The organism is Bacteroides sp. (assembly GCA_036351255.1).
In the GTDB taxonomy this organism is placed as follows: domain Bacteria; phylum Bacteroidota; class Bacteroidia; order Bacteroidales; family UBA7960; genus UBA7960.
Map to the genome: position 1 here is coordinate 51,329 of JAZBOS010000010.1, position 12,518 is coordinate 63,846.

A 12,518-nucleotide genomic window follows, 5' to 3' on the forward strand; every position below is an offset into this window, starting at 1 on the left:
ATGGAAGGGAAGCTATTCATATTTTCTGCCCCATCAGGCGCCGGCAAGACCAGTATCGTCAAGGCCCTCCTCAAAAAAATGCCGCAGCTGGAGTTTTCCGTTTCAGCCACCAGCAGGCCAATGCGACCAGGCGAGGTCGATGGGGTGGATTATTACTTTCTTAGCCCCGAATCGTTCAGGGAGAAGATCGACAACAACGAATTCCTGGAATGGGAAGAGGTTTACGAAGGGAGTTATTACGGCACCCTGTATGCAGAGATCGAACGCATCTGGAATAAAGGACATCATGTAGTGTTCGATGTGGATGTTGCCGGTGGCATTACTATCAAAAAGCAATTTGGGGATAAGGCACTGGCCATTTTTGTGATGCCGCCATCCCTGGAAGAACTGGAAAAACGACTGGTGAATCGTAAGACTGAAAGCCCCGAAAGCCTTAAAAAAAGGCTTACCAAAGCCGGGTACGAGTTAAGTTTTTCACGTGTGTTTGACCGTATCGTGGTCAATGATGTTCTGGAAACTGCCATTGCAGAGGCTGAAGGGCTGGTCCTGGAATTTCTTCAAAACCCATGAAGGATGAAAGAACAGAAATCAAAGATCCGTACGGGTTTGTTTTCGGGCTCTTTTAATCCGGTGCATACCGGGCACCTGATCATTGCCCATCACCTCCTCCAATACACTGATCTGCAGGAGATCTGGTTCGTGATTACGCCACATAACCCCCTGAAGGATCAAAGCGACCTGCTGACCGACGAGGTCAGGCTGGAACTTTTGCACCTGGCCCTGGAAGGCCAGCAGGGATTCAGAATATGCGAGCGGGAGATGAGCCTTCCACGGCCATCTTATACCTACAAAACCTTAGAGATCCTTAGAAAAGAGTTTCCCGAAAGGGATTTCGTGCTGGTCATTGGCAGCGACAACCTGAAGGTATTCGATCAATGGAAAAATAATGAGAAGATCCTTTCGGAAACTGATATATACGTGTATCCGCGCAAAAACACGATGGGATCAGATTATGAAAAGCATGAGAGGGTAAAGACCATAGAGGCCCCGCTGATCGAGATCTCATCTACCTTTATCAGGGAAGCATTCCGCAGTGGGAAAGACCCCCGCTATATGCTGCCTGAGAAAGTGTACAGAAGGATAAAAGAGAAAAGATACCTGGATTAGAGGCCAAATTCCTTCTTCAGGATCTCCACATAGTCTTCCTTTTCCCAGGCAAAAAACTCCACTTCTTTGAGTTTCTTTTTTACGGTTTTTCCATCGCGTTTTACCTCTTCTTCCTCAACGCCGGGCCCATCGTAAAACACTTCGACCTTCTCCTTATAATGGCTGCGGCCAAAATGCCCGTAGGTGGTGGTTCTTTTGAAAATGGGGTCCTTCAGCCCAAAGCGGTGAATGATAGCAAAAGGCCTGAGATCGAATATTTGCTGAATTTTATCTGCGATCTGGCCATCGGAAAGATTAACGCGTGCCGTGCCATAGGTGTTGATAAAGACACCAACGGGGTCTGCCACCCCAATAGCATATGCCAACTGAACGAGCACCTCATCGGCAAGGCCTGAAGCCACCATATTGCGTGCGATATGTCTGGCCGCATAGGCAGCCGAACGGTCCACCTTGCTGGCATCTTTTCCTGAAAAAGCACCTCCACCGTGCGCGCCTTTACCTCCATAAGTATCGACAATAATCTTGCGCCCGGTCAGGCCAGTATCGCCATGAGGCCCTCCAATCACAAACTTGCCGGTGGGGTTGACAAGCAACCGGTAGCCATTCTCAAACAAAGGCTTGACTCTAACGGGCAGCTCATCCATTGCGGAAGGAATGAGATATTTGATGATATCCTCTTTGATCTGCTGTTGCATTTCCCTCTCAGCCAGTTCTTTGGCTTCGAAAGAATCGTCGGTGGGAAGTACAAACTCGTCGTGCTGCGTGGAGATCACAATGGTATCAAGGCGAATGGGCTGATGGCCTTCATCATATTCAATGGTGACCTGCGACTTGCTGTCGGGACGCAGGTAGGTCATCACCTTACCCTCCTTACGGATGCGGGCCAATTGCTGCAACAAGATGTGTGAAAGGTCGAGCGAAAGGGGCATATATTCGTCCGTTTCTCGGGAAGCATAACCAAACATCATTCCCTGATCGCCTGCCCCTTGATCTTCTTCCAGGAAACGTTCAACGCCCTGACGAATATCGGGTGACTGTTCATGTATGGCAGAAATGACACCACAGGATTCGGCCTCAAACTTCAGGGCCGAATCAGTATACCCGATCTCTTTCAGGACATCCCTGACAACGCTTTGTATGTCAACATAAGCATCAGTTTTCACTTCACCCCCGCATACGACCAGACCGGTGGTAACAAGGGTTTCGCAGGCCACCTTGGAATTGGGGTCCTGACGTAAGAACTCATCAAGCAATGCATCAGAAATCTGATCTGCAACTTTATCCGGATGCCCTTCTGAAACCGATTCAGAGGTAAATAAATATCCCATGTTTTAAAATGCTATATGATTGGAAAAATTGACCTGCAAAGGTAATGATTATTATTTAATTAACCGGTTCAGGCCGTAAGTTGACGAAACACTTGCTCGAGGGATTGCTCTTCGTGATCCATGGAAAGGATTACCAGACCGTTTTTTACGGCATAATGAAATACCTCGGGCCTGAGGTCGCGCTCACTCTGGGTGAAAATCCTGCAACTGGCTTCACCGGACAGGATCACATCCACCACCCCTTCCATTTTCTGCAGGGCCTTAACAGGGAATGGCTTATCGAAACTCACGCGAATGATCCGTGAGGTTTGATTGAGCAGTTGCACCTGGTGGGTGGGCGCATCGGCCACCACATGGCCGCGGTTAACAATGATCACCCGATCGCAAACAGCCTCTACTTCCTGCATAATGTGCGTTGAAAGCAGTACAGTCTTTTCCTTCCCAATGTTGCGGATCAGCATGCGTATCTCTTCCAGCTGATTGGGATCGAGGCCTGAGGTGGGTTCATCAAGGATCAGGACACTGGGATCGTGTATCAGGGCCTGGGCCAGCCCTACACGCTGGCGGTAACCCTTCGAAAGGGCCCCGATTTTTTTTCCTGCCTCAAGACTCAGCCCGGTCATCCCGATCATCTCATCCACCCTTTTACGGGAATCTTTACCCAACTTATGGATCCCAGCTACGAATTCAAGGTATTCCCTAACGTACATCTCCAGATAAAGGGGATTGTGTTCTGGCAGATAACCTACACGGCGTCGCACCTCCAAAGGCTGGGTAACGACATCGAAGCCAAACACCGACACCTGCCCATCGGTTTGAGGAAGGTAACAGGTCAGGATCTTCATCATGGTAGATTTCCCAGCACCGTTGGGTCCCAGCAGGGCTACAACTTCACTCTGCCTGATGGAAAAGGATACTTTATCGAGGGCTTTCTGGGTCCCGAATAAGCGGGTTACTTCTTTTGCTTCAATAGACATACACACTATGGGGTTTGCGCTAAATTACTAATTTTATAAAAAATTCAGCCGTAATAAATTAAAGATAAGGTTTGGCTTGAAAGGAATCGTCACAAAGTCCACAGGAAGCTGGTATACCGTCATGGATGATACCGGCCAGCGCCACGAATGCCGTCTGCGCGGGAAGTTTAAAATATCGGGCATCAAGTCAACCAATCCCCTGGCCGTAGGCGACCATGTCGAATTTACGATCGAGCCCGACCAAAACAAAGGGATCATTTATTCGATTGAAGACCGGAGAAATTATATCATCCGGAAGGCTACAAACCTGAGCCGTCAAACCCATATCATTGCTGCCAACCTGGATCAGGCCATGGTAATAGCCACCCTGGCGGAGCCGAGAACCTCCACAGGCTTTATCGACCGTTTCCTGGTAACCTGCGAGGCTTACAGCATTCCTGCTGTGATTGTTTTCAACAAGACGGACCTTTACGATGAAGAAAGTCTGGATTACCTCGATCAGCTTCTGCAAATGTACCGGCAGGCAGGGTACCCCAGCCTTATGGTTTCAGCCACTGAAAGGGAAAACACCGACGCCTTCGGGGAGACCCTTCGCAACAAGACAACCCTGTTGAGCGGTCATTCAGGGGTAGGCAAATCGACTCTTATCAACGCCATTGAACCAGCGCTGAACCTGAAGGTTCAAACCATCTCACATGTGCATTTAAAAGGGCGGCATACCACAACTTTTGCCGAAATGTTCCAGCTGAGCAATGGCGGATTTATCATCGACACCCCGGGCATAAAGGAATTTGGACTGGTTGACTTTGAGCCTTGGGAACTATCGCATTATTTTCCTGAGATGCGCGAGTTATTCAACAAGTGCCGTTTTGACAACTGCACTCATTACAACGAACCGGGCTGCCGGGTTAAGGAAGAAGTAGAGAACGGCAAGATCAGCATTTTACGTTATCAGAACTATATAAACATGCTGCTGGGTGAAGATACCCGCGCATAAATCAATACTAGAATATGAGGGTTGTGATCCAAAGGGTTGAAAAGGCCAGCGTTGAAATTGACGGGCACGAGCATTGTTCTATTGATAAGGGTATGCTTATACTAACAGGCATTGAAGACACCGACACCCAGGAGGATGTAAATTGGCTCGCTGGTAAAATTGCAAGACTTCGAATCTTCGATGACGCAAACGGAGTAATGAACCTGGCTGTAACGGAAACCGGGGGCGGGATTTTGGTTGTCAGCCAATTTACCCTGCATGCAAGTACAAAAAAGGGGAACCGCCCCTCCTATTTCCGGGCTTCAGGACCTGAACGTGCTGTCCCCGTTTACGAATCCTTCCTGAAACAATTGGAAAAGGAATCAGGAATTATGGTGAAGTCAGGTATTTTTGGGGCCATGATGAAAGTTGCACTGGTGAATGATGGACCAGTCACCATCATTATTGATTCGAAGGCAAAGGAATAATTCAATAATCTGCGACCTTATGACATTAAGAGAAGCACAGGATAAAATTGACCAGTGGATCAACACCACCGGGGTGAGGTATTTCAGCGAACTGACCAATCTGGCCATGCTGACTGAAGAAGTTGGGGAAGTAGCAAGAATCATGGCCCGCACCTATGGTGATCAGTCCTTTAAGGAAAGTGACCGGGAAAAATTTCTGGCTGATGAACTGGCTGATGTGTTGTTTGTTCTTATCTGCATTGCTAACCAAACGGGGATTGACCTGACAACCGCCCTGGAAAAGAACCTGCAAAAGAAAACCCTGCGCGACACGCAAAGGCACCAGGAAAATCCAAAACTAAAGAAGAATCCCGGAACTTGAGCATAAGGGATAATTGATTTTTGAAACAGAATGGTTCCAAGGAAGAAGGGAAGGGAAAACTTATCTTTGGAAAGAATCGCAGGGACTAATTGGAGTCGTAGGCCCATTTCAGCCAGATTCCACCCCAGGTAAAGCCACCGCCAAAAGCCGTTAAAATAATATTATCGCCCTTTTTCAATTTTTCCTCCCACTCCCAGAGGCAGAGGGGGATGGTGGCGTTGGTGGTATTGCCGTATTTCTGGATATTGACCATCACACGCTCCATGGGGATGCAAGAACGACGGGCAGTGGCTTCAATGATGCGAAGATTGGCCTGGTGAGGTACCAGCCAGGCAATGTCATCACCAGTCATATTGTTCTTCCTGATCACGGAAGCCGATACTTCAGCCATATTGGTGACAGCAAATTTAAAGACGGGCTGCCCTTCCTGGTATACATAATGCTCGCGGGAATCAATTGTTTCATGGCTTGGGGGTTTAACCGATCCACCAGCCTTCATATGCAAGTGAATTCGTCCGGAACCATCTGAGTGAAATTCGTGATCCCTGATGCCGAGTTCTTCCTCCGAAGGCTCCAGCAAAATGGCCCCTGCCCCATCGCCAAAGATCACACAGGTTTGCCGGTCGGTATAGTCTACAATGGAGGACATCTTGTCAGCCCCCACAACCACCACTTTTTTGTATAAGCCCGATTGAAGGTACATTGACCCCGTGATCAAACCATAGATAAAACCTGAGCAGGCAGCATTTAGGTCAAAACTGAAGGCATTTCGAATGCCCACCTTATCACTGATTACATTGGCCGTTGCAGGAAACTTCATATCGGGGGTTACCGTGCAGCAAATCAGCATATCAACCTCGGAGGGGGCTATCCCCCGCTTTTCAAGCAAACCCTTCACTGCCTCGGCACCCATATCGGAAGTACCCCTGCCCTCACCCTTCAGGATCCTGCGTTCCTTGATCCCCGTTCGGGTAGTGATCCATTCATCCGTTGTGTCAACAATGGTTTCGAGCTCCTGATTTGTCAGTACATAATCCGGAACATAACCGTGAATCCCAGTTATTAATGAATTGATTTTTGTCATAAGAAAAAAAAGAAAACCTATTCCATACCAGCGTCAAAGAATTTTTCCTGGGTATACTGATCAATCGCATTGTGGATTTTTTCAGTCAGACCGGCATAAAAGACTTCTCTCGAATGGAGAAGCATGTTTTTTATGGCTATTGCATTGGAGATGCCATGCCCGATGACCACGGTGGCATTAATGCCCAGGATTGGCGTCCCCCCATAATTTTCATAATTAAAACGGGCAAAAAATGGATCATCGCCATAGCCCCGCTTCACGATCTGGCGATACATGGCTTCCATATTCTTCAACAGGATATTCCCGGTGAATCCGTCACAGACCACCACATCCACCTTGTCCTTAAAGAGGTCACGGCTCTCCACATTCCCAATAAAGTTGAAATCAGAAGATTCTTTCATAAGGCGGAAAGCTGACTGGGTGAGCAGGCTCCCTTTATCTTCTTCCTCACCAATGTTCAGCAGGCCCACTTTGGGATTATCGATGTTGTAAACATTTTGTGCATACAGAGAGCCCAGCAGGCCAAACTGGTACATGACATCTGGCTTGCTGTCGGGATTGGTACCTACATCAATGAGAACACCAAGTTTACCGTCTTCCTTGGGGATCATGGCGGTGGTTGCCGGGCGGATCACACCCTGCATGGTATTTACACTGTAAATAGAGCCCACCAGCATGGCGCCCGTATTCCCAGCGCTGGCAAAGGAATCAATGCGTTTTTTTTTCAGGCATCTGAAACCCTTGGAAATGCTGGATTCAGGTTTCTGGGCAAACGCACGCGTGGGTTGTTCACCCATCCCAATTACCTCGGGGCTATGAATAATGTCAAAAACTGCAGGGTCGGTTCCAAGTACCTGGAGCTGGTCCCGAATGATTTTTTCATCACCAAACAGAACTATCTTGTCAGTATCCGGAACCACTCGCTGAGCAAGGACTGCTCCTTCAATAGTTGTTTTGGGGGCAAAGTCACCACCCATGACATCTAATCCAATTCTCATCGAAGAAAATTTGGTGAACAGGCCGGACAAACCGGCTAAAATTTAAGCAGTTGCTGATTTCTCAATAGCAAGCTGACCGCGGTAGTGACCACACTCAGGGCAAACCCGGTGCATCAGCTTGGTAGCTCCGCAGTTGGGGCATGTCGTCAGGGCAGGTTCTGTCGCCTTGTAATGCGTCCTCCGCTTATCCCTGCGGGTCTTGGAAATTTTACTCTTTGGATGTGCCATAGCAATTTTACAATTATAATTGGGTTTTCTTAATCTTTAAACTTTAGCCCTTTCAGGGCTTCCCAGGGAGAGTTTTCACCAGTTTGACCTGCAGGACGCTTACCCGCGAGATATTGATTAAGCTTCTCCACGATTGCCGGATCGCATCCCCTTCCGGGAACACCATCCTCCGCATGAATGCGCTGCATGGGCAGCGCCAGATGAACATATTCGTAAACAAACTGCGATACGTCGAAATGGCTCTCGCCAACAGGGATCACAATGATTTCATCGGTCTGTTCCGAAAAAGCATCGCCAAATTTAACGTATAGCCTTCTTTCTATTTCAAGGGACTGCTGATAGGTTTCCAGGCAATGATCGCAAACCAGTTCAACAAAACCCTTGATTAAGAAGTCAAGGACCAGCATGTTGTTCTGCTTTTCTAATAGCAGATCCAATTGAAGGTTCCCCTTTGTGACTTCTGAGTACTCAAAACAAGCAAAAAAGGCATCGTCGATCCCGAAAGAGAATTCATGTTTCCCAAGCGAAAGACCTACGAAACCAATATTTAGCTGTTTCAGCGGGTTCAAAGTGCTTTCTTTTATAAAAGGCTGCAAAGATAAAACTAATCCTTGAAATAAAAAACAATTTGCCCAAGTTATTCAGAAACACTCCAGTGACCGTATAACACAAATTTCAACCAGGGCGGTAAGTCAGTCTGAAAATCTTATTTAAAGGCTTTCTCCAGCAGGGCATCTCCACCCAGTTTTAGGCGATCGAAATATTCAGGCACTTCCTTTCCAGTCAGTTGATCAACATACAATTTGGCCAGGTACTGGCCAAGCATGAATCCTTGCCCGCGAAGTCCAAGGAACAAGCCTTTCTCCACATCGATGATCATCCTGGGTTCAATGTAATAACCTGCCCAGAGAGCCTGGAAACCCACCGATGAGATCTCAGGAATCCAGTCGATAAAGATCTCCGAGACAATTTCGGCAAAATCCTTGCTGTTTACCTTCAGATTCTTATCCGTTTCCAGGGGTTCAACCGCAGGAGAAGCACATCCGATGATCTGGCCCGTTTCCCCAAGCTGTTGTCCGTAAACGGCAACAAAACCCTTATAATTCCTCCGATCGATCAGCATGTCGAGCGGCCTGCCCCCGATTCCAAGCATTGGAAGACGACGGGTAATAAAAGCCTGATGCTTTACAGGATACAGGCCGGTTTCAATATCCAGCATCCGGGCAAAATGATTCCCTTCACTCCCTAAGGCATTGACAAACACAGTGGTGCGATATTCTATATATTCTCCTTTATGGTCGCGAACAATAACCTGGTAACGATCGCCATACTTTTCCACATTAATCAGTTTGCAGTCTTCCATCAGGGTCCCGCCATGGTTCACTCCCAGTTTGCGAAGCAATTCAATGACCTTACCTGGTGTTGCCTGCCAGCACTCGCTGGTTTTCATGGCCGCAATGTATTTATCGTTCTTTTCATTGAAGAAAGGTGAAATCTCAGCCCTGAACTGGCTGGGATCAAGCATCACGGCATTTTGCCAGGCCATGGATTCTTCAAGGGCTTTGTACATCGCCTCGTCGTGGGCAAAGGTCACGTAGTTGATTTGTCTGAAATCAATGTTCCCGTGTTTTTGCAGTTCAACAAAAAGTTCCTGATTGTGCCGGGCAATATCCGAAAGCTCAGGCAGTGAAAAAGCCGGGCGACCGCCGGCGATGTTGCGCCACGATGACCCGAATCCCGAATTGATCAGTACGGGCTCATAACCTTCTTCTGCCAGAAAACGGAAAAGGGCGCTGCCCCCAATGCCTCCCCCTGCCACTAGGGATTTGACTTCAACAATGCGGCGACCCTTGCCATTGAAATTGGTAATGATCTTTGGGGAAGCAGAAGCAGGAAAAAGTTCGCCGATAGAGATCTGGTTCGACATGGGTGCCCTGGGGGTTGACCCGCCAATCAGCTCTACACCCAACGGCCTCAGGTTCTGCTTTAAACGCTGCAGGCAACGTTTACCACGGCAGGGACCCATACCCAGGTGTGTGGTATGCTTGACTTCCTCCACCGAAACAAACTTACGGTCACCGATCACTTCCAGCACATCCTTCAGGGGCACATCGTCACAATGACACATAAAAATATCATCGCTGGTATCATCCTCATAAGGATTAATGTCCAGCTTTTCAGGATAATCGCGCTTGATGATGAAACCCCGGACCTTCAACTGCTCTTCCCTGGGCATATCGTTTGACTTAACCCTTGCCACGTGAGTCAGGTTCTTCTTACGCAAAATCTTATCGATATAGCCCTCGCCAAGGATTTTGGCATCATTATCGACCAGATACACTTTTTCACCATCGCTCATATCAAACTCGATGGGAAGAAAGAAGGTATTTTTTGTGGGATTGTATCCAAAAATGGCCAACCCTGGGCATTGGTACACGCAATCCATGCAACCAACACATTTATCAAAGTCGATATGGGGAACGGTGCTGGTCGAAGTTTTGGTAATAGCCCCGTATTTGCAGGCAAACGCACAGGGGTTGCAGGCAAAGCCATAGAGGCAGTCAATCTGCACAAAGGGTTTTGCCATCCTTTCTTCTTCAGGCATCACCGGCTTTTCGATTACCCGAATGGGATGTTGCTGTGAATCAATGTATTCCTTTGAAACCAGCAGAAAGTCATCGTAGTTGAACCGGCGACCCATGGATTCGAGGATCTCATAGGCTACCTGTTTACCTTTCAGCACTGCGCTCGTACCCTCGCCGATCCGGATGGCATCCCCTGCCCCATAACACTTACGCCCAAACATCTCCTGCCCTTTCTCAAGCAGGGCATTGTCGGGCATCAGGCCAGTACAGATATTGATGGCATCAATGCCTTCAATGATCATTTCAGTCCCGGGAATAGGGTTAAAATTCTCGGCCTTGGCAATTACGGCACCTTTTATTCCATTACCATTCTCGTTGGGAATGGCTTCAAGAATCATATGCGATAACAGGATGGGTATCCCCAGCCTCCTCACCCTATTGGCCTGTACCGGGAACCCCCCTTCATGAGACTGCGCTTCAATAATGGCCTTCACCTTAGCCCCGGCCTGGATGAGCTGGTAGGAGGTAAGGTAACCAATATTACCGGCGCCAACGGTAAGAATGTTTTTCCCCAGGAGAGTCAGTTCGGTATTCATCATTTTCTGAATCACTGCAGCGGTATAAACTCCTGGAAGGTCGTCATTATGGAAAGTGGGTAAAAAGGGAACAGCACCCGTGGCCACCACAAGATGTTCACAATCCACATAAAAAATCTCCTGCGTCCTGAAATTCTTAATCGCGATGCGGTTACCTTCAAAAATATCCCAAACCGTGCTGTTCAATAAAATACCATCGTGGTTTTCTCCGGCAAGGGTCTTCGCAATTTCAAATCCTCGCAAACCACCATATTTCTTTTCTTTCTCAAAAAAGAAAAACTGGTGGGTCTGCATATTAAACTGACCACCGATCTGGGCATTGCTGTCAATCACAATGTTGCTAATCCCGTTCTCCAGAAGGATCTCACGGGTAGCCAGACCTGCAGGACCAGCTCCTACGATCACCACATCGGTCTTAAATATCCTGACCCCATCTTTCTTCACATATACCGAAGGCTTAGCCACATAATCGCGGGGAATTTCTTTCACTTCCCTGATCCCATCGACCGGGGTGATGCAGATGCGCCTGATTTCTCCGTCCACCAGCATTTCACAAGCCCCGCATTTGCCAATGCCGCATTCAAGACTGCGGTTGCGGTTGGTCAAGCTGTGGCTGTGAACAGGAAAGCCTGCCTGGTGAAGGGCCGCTGCAATGGTGAATCCTTTTTCTCCTGTGACCTCAATTCCGTTGTATTTAAAAGTGACCTTTTCAGTATCCGCTATGGGAATGATAGGATGTTTGGTGATTTTATGCATTTCTGAATCCTGTTAAAAACGGTAAGAAAATCTGTTTCTGCTGCAATCCACAGCCAACCCTTGTCGGATCAGGATGGCCGCAGCAAAGGTAAATTTTTTAAAATTTTTTTTGACTCAAAGCCCGTATTTAAACCCATTCTAAACAAGGCCTTAGGGAGGAAGTTTGCCCTTTTGGCATTACCTTTGCAATCCACTATGCTGCAGCCAAAAATGAAGAAATATCTCCCCATAGCCGTCACGTTTGGATTCGCCTTATTGGCCACCCTGTTCTTTAAGGTAGCTTTCAAAGGGGTAACCCCCGAACGGGAGGACAAAAGGCAACCCACTGAAACAACCAATTTACCAGCCCTTCTTGATCAAATCCCCGGCACGATGATTCCATTACCCGAACCCTTAACCGATGGCACTGTAAGTATTGAGAAAGCCCTGAGCCAGCGCCGTTCGATCAGAAGCTATGTCAATCAGCCCCTGAACCTGGAGGAAGTGTCGCAACTGCTCTGGGCAGCCCAGGGCATCAACAACGAAAGAGGCTTCCGGACCGCCCCTTCGGCTGGCGCCACCTTCCCCCTGGAATTGTTTGTGATGGTTAACAATGTGAAAGGCCTGAGCAAGGGGATCTACCACTACAAGGTTGGTGACCACCAGCTTGAACTCATCGACCAGCGCGAGCTCGAAAATGAGCTGGCCAGGGCTGCTCTGAGTCAAAGTATGATCAGTAAGGCGGGCATCGTCATCATTTTCGCGGCCATTTACGAACGCACCACTAACCGTTACGGTGAACGCGGCATCAGGTACATCCACAATGAAGTGGGCCACGTGGGACAAAACATCCACCTGCAGGCTGCAGCGCTCAACCTGGGCACTGTGGTCATTGGCGCATACCGTGATGAAGAGGCAGAAGCCCTTCTCAAGCTGGGCGAGGAATACCGCGTACTGTATTTTATGCCTGTGGGAAAAATCTGATAACGTCTTTT

At 48.2% G+C, this 12,518-nt stretch carries 13 protein-coding genes; 6 read left to right on the forward strand and 7 right to left on the reverse strand.

Features of this window, described 5'->3' with window-relative positions; all coding sequences use genetic code 11:
* Together gmk and nadD are read left to right on the forward strand one after the other, a co-directional pair.
* Positions 1–570, forward strand: a complete 570-nt coding sequence (gene gmk, locus V2I46_00505; protein ID MEE4175966.1) for a guanylate kinase — start codon at positions 1–3, stop codon at positions 568–570.
* A 3-nt stretch (positions 571–573) separates the two neighbouring features.
* A complete protein-coding gene (nadD, locus tag V2I46_00510; GenBank protein MEE4175967.1) occupies positions 574–1,167 on the forward strand; it encodes a nicotinate (nicotinamide) nucleotide adenylyltransferase in 594 nt (197 codons plus the stop codon).
* On the opposite strand, the gene metK is transcribed toward nadD, so the two are convergent.
* Both metK and gldA read right to left on the reverse strand, forming a co-directional pair.
* Complete coding sequence (metK, locus tag V2I46_00515) at positions 1,164–2,495, reverse strand: methionine adenosyltransferase (protein ID MEE4175968.1); 1,332 nt, start codon at positions 2,493–2,495, stop codon at positions 1,164–1,166. The genes nadD and metK overlap by 4 nt on opposite strands.
* A gap of 68 nt (positions 2,496–2,563) precedes the next feature.
* On the reverse strand, positions 2,564–3,472 hold the full coding sequence (gene gldA, locus V2I46_00520; protein ID MEE4175969.1) for a gliding motility-associated ABC transporter ATP-binding subunit GldA: 909 nt from the start codon (positions 3,470–3,472) through the stop codon (positions 2,564–2,566).
* A 76-nt stretch (positions 3,473–3,548) separates the two neighbouring features.
* On the opposite strand from gldA, the gene rsgA reads away from it, so the two are divergent.
* Genes rsgA through V2I46_00535 form a run of 3 tightly spaced genes read left to right on the forward strand, consistent with a single transcriptional unit; the run spans position 3,549 to position 5,297 of the window.
* Positions 3,549–4,469 (forward strand): ribosome small subunit-dependent GTPase A, encoded by a 921-nt coding sequence (gene rsgA / locus V2I46_00525; protein MEE4175970.1) that lies wholly within the window; start codon positions 3,549–3,551, stop codon positions 4,467–4,469.
* A 14-nt stretch (positions 4,470–4,483) separates the two neighbouring features.
* A complete protein-coding gene (dtd, locus tag V2I46_00530; protein ID MEE4175971.1) occupies positions 4,484–4,936 on the forward strand; it encodes a D-aminoacyl-tRNA deacylase in 453 nt (150 codons plus the stop codon).
* A gap of 19 nt (positions 4,937–4,955) precedes the next feature.
* Positions 4,956–5,297 carry a nucleotide pyrophosphohydrolase gene (locus V2I46_00535; GenBank protein ID MEE4175972.1) on the forward strand — a complete coding sequence of 114 codons (342 nt, stop codon included), beginning with the start codon at positions 4,956–4,958 and terminating at the stop codon, positions 5,295–5,297.
* An 85-nt stretch (positions 5,298–5,382) separates the two neighbouring features.
* Here the strand turns inward: V2I46_00535 and V2I46_00540 are convergent, their stop codons facing one another.
* The 5 genes from V2I46_00540 to V2I46_00560 form a co-directional block, all read right to left on the reverse strand.
* Positions 5,383–6,381: a beta-ketoacyl-ACP synthase III gene (locus tag V2I46_00540; GenBank protein MEE4175973.1), complete on the reverse strand. Its 999-nt coding sequence runs from the start codon at positions 6,379–6,381 to the stop codon at positions 5,383–5,385.
* A 17-nt stretch (positions 6,382–6,398) separates the two neighbouring features.
* Positions 6,399–7,379 carry a phosphate acyltransferase PlsX gene (plsX, locus tag V2I46_00545; protein MEE4175974.1) on the reverse strand — a complete coding sequence of 327 codons (981 nt, stop codon included), beginning with the start codon at positions 7,377–7,379 and terminating at the stop codon, positions 6,399–6,401.
* A gap of 42 nt (positions 7,380–7,421) precedes the next feature.
* Positions 7,422–7,607 carry a 50S ribosomal protein L32 gene (rpmF, locus tag V2I46_00550; protein ID MEE4175975.1) on the reverse strand — a complete coding sequence of 62 codons (186 nt, stop codon included), beginning with the start codon at positions 7,605–7,607 and terminating at the stop codon, positions 7,422–7,424.
* A 29-nt stretch (positions 7,608–7,636) separates the two neighbouring features.
* Complete coding sequence (locus V2I46_00555; GenBank protein ID MEE4175976.1) at positions 7,637–8,176, reverse strand: DUF177 domain-containing protein; 540 nt, start codon at positions 8,174–8,176, stop codon at positions 7,637–7,639.
* Between the two features lie 137 nt (positions 8,177–8,313).
* Complete coding sequence (locus V2I46_00560; protein MEE4175977.1) at positions 8,314–11,544, reverse strand: FAD-dependent oxidoreductase; 3,231 nt, start codon at positions 11,542–11,544, stop codon at positions 8,314–8,316.
* Between the two features lie 210 nt (positions 11,545–11,754).
* On the opposite strand from V2I46_00560, the gene V2I46_00565 reads away from it, so the two are divergent.
* A complete protein-coding gene (locus V2I46_00565) occupies positions 11,755–12,507 on the forward strand; it encodes a SagB/ThcOx family dehydrogenase (protein ID MEE4175978.1) in 753 nt (250 codons plus the stop codon).
* Positions 12,508–12,518 lie beyond the last annotated feature (11 nt).

What these genes read in the sequence shown, in the direction of transcription:
- plsX (MEE4175974.1), bottom strand. Translation starts at nt 7,379, where the DNA reads ATGAGAATTGGATTAGATGTCATGGGTGGTGACTTTGCCCCCAAAACA.
- gmk (MEE4175966.1), top strand. Translation starts at nt 1, where the DNA reads ATGGAAGGGAAGCTATTCATATTTTCTGCCCCATCAGGCGCCGGCAAG.
- V2I46_00540 (MEE4175973.1), bottom strand. Translation starts at nt 6,381, where the DNA reads ATGACAAAAATCAATTCATTAATAACTGGGATTCACGGTTATGTTCCG.
- metK (MEE4175968.1), bottom strand. Translation starts at nt 2,495, where the DNA reads ATGGGATATTTATTTACCTCTGAATCGGTTTCAGAAGGGCATCCGGAT.
- gldA (MEE4175969.1), bottom strand. Translation starts at nt 3,472, where the DNA reads ATGTCTATTGAAGCAAAAGAAGTAACCCGCTTATTCGGGACCCAGAAA.
- V2I46_00560 (MEE4175977.1), bottom strand. Translation starts at nt 11,544, where the DNA reads ATGCATAAAATCACCAAACATCCTATCATTCCCATAGCGGATACTGAA.
- nadD (MEE4175967.1), top strand. Translation starts at nt 574, where the DNA reads ATGAAAGAACAGAAATCAAAGATCCGTACGGGTTTGTTTTCGGGCTCT.
- dtd (MEE4175971.1), top strand. Translation starts at nt 4,484, where the DNA reads ATGAGGGTTGTGATCCAAAGGGTTGAAAAGGCCAGCGTTGAAATTGAC.
- V2I46_00535 (MEE4175972.1), top strand. Translation starts at nt 4,956, where the DNA reads ATGACATTAAGAGAAGCACAGGATAAAATTGACCAGTGGATCAACACC.
- rpmF (MEE4175975.1), bottom strand. Translation starts at nt 7,607, where the DNA reads ATGGCACATCCAAAGAGTAAAATTTCCAAGACCCGCAGGGATAAGCGG.
- V2I46_00565 (MEE4175978.1), top strand. Translation starts at nt 11,755, where the DNA reads ATGAAGAAATATCTCCCCATAGCCGTCACGTTTGGATTCGCCTTATTG.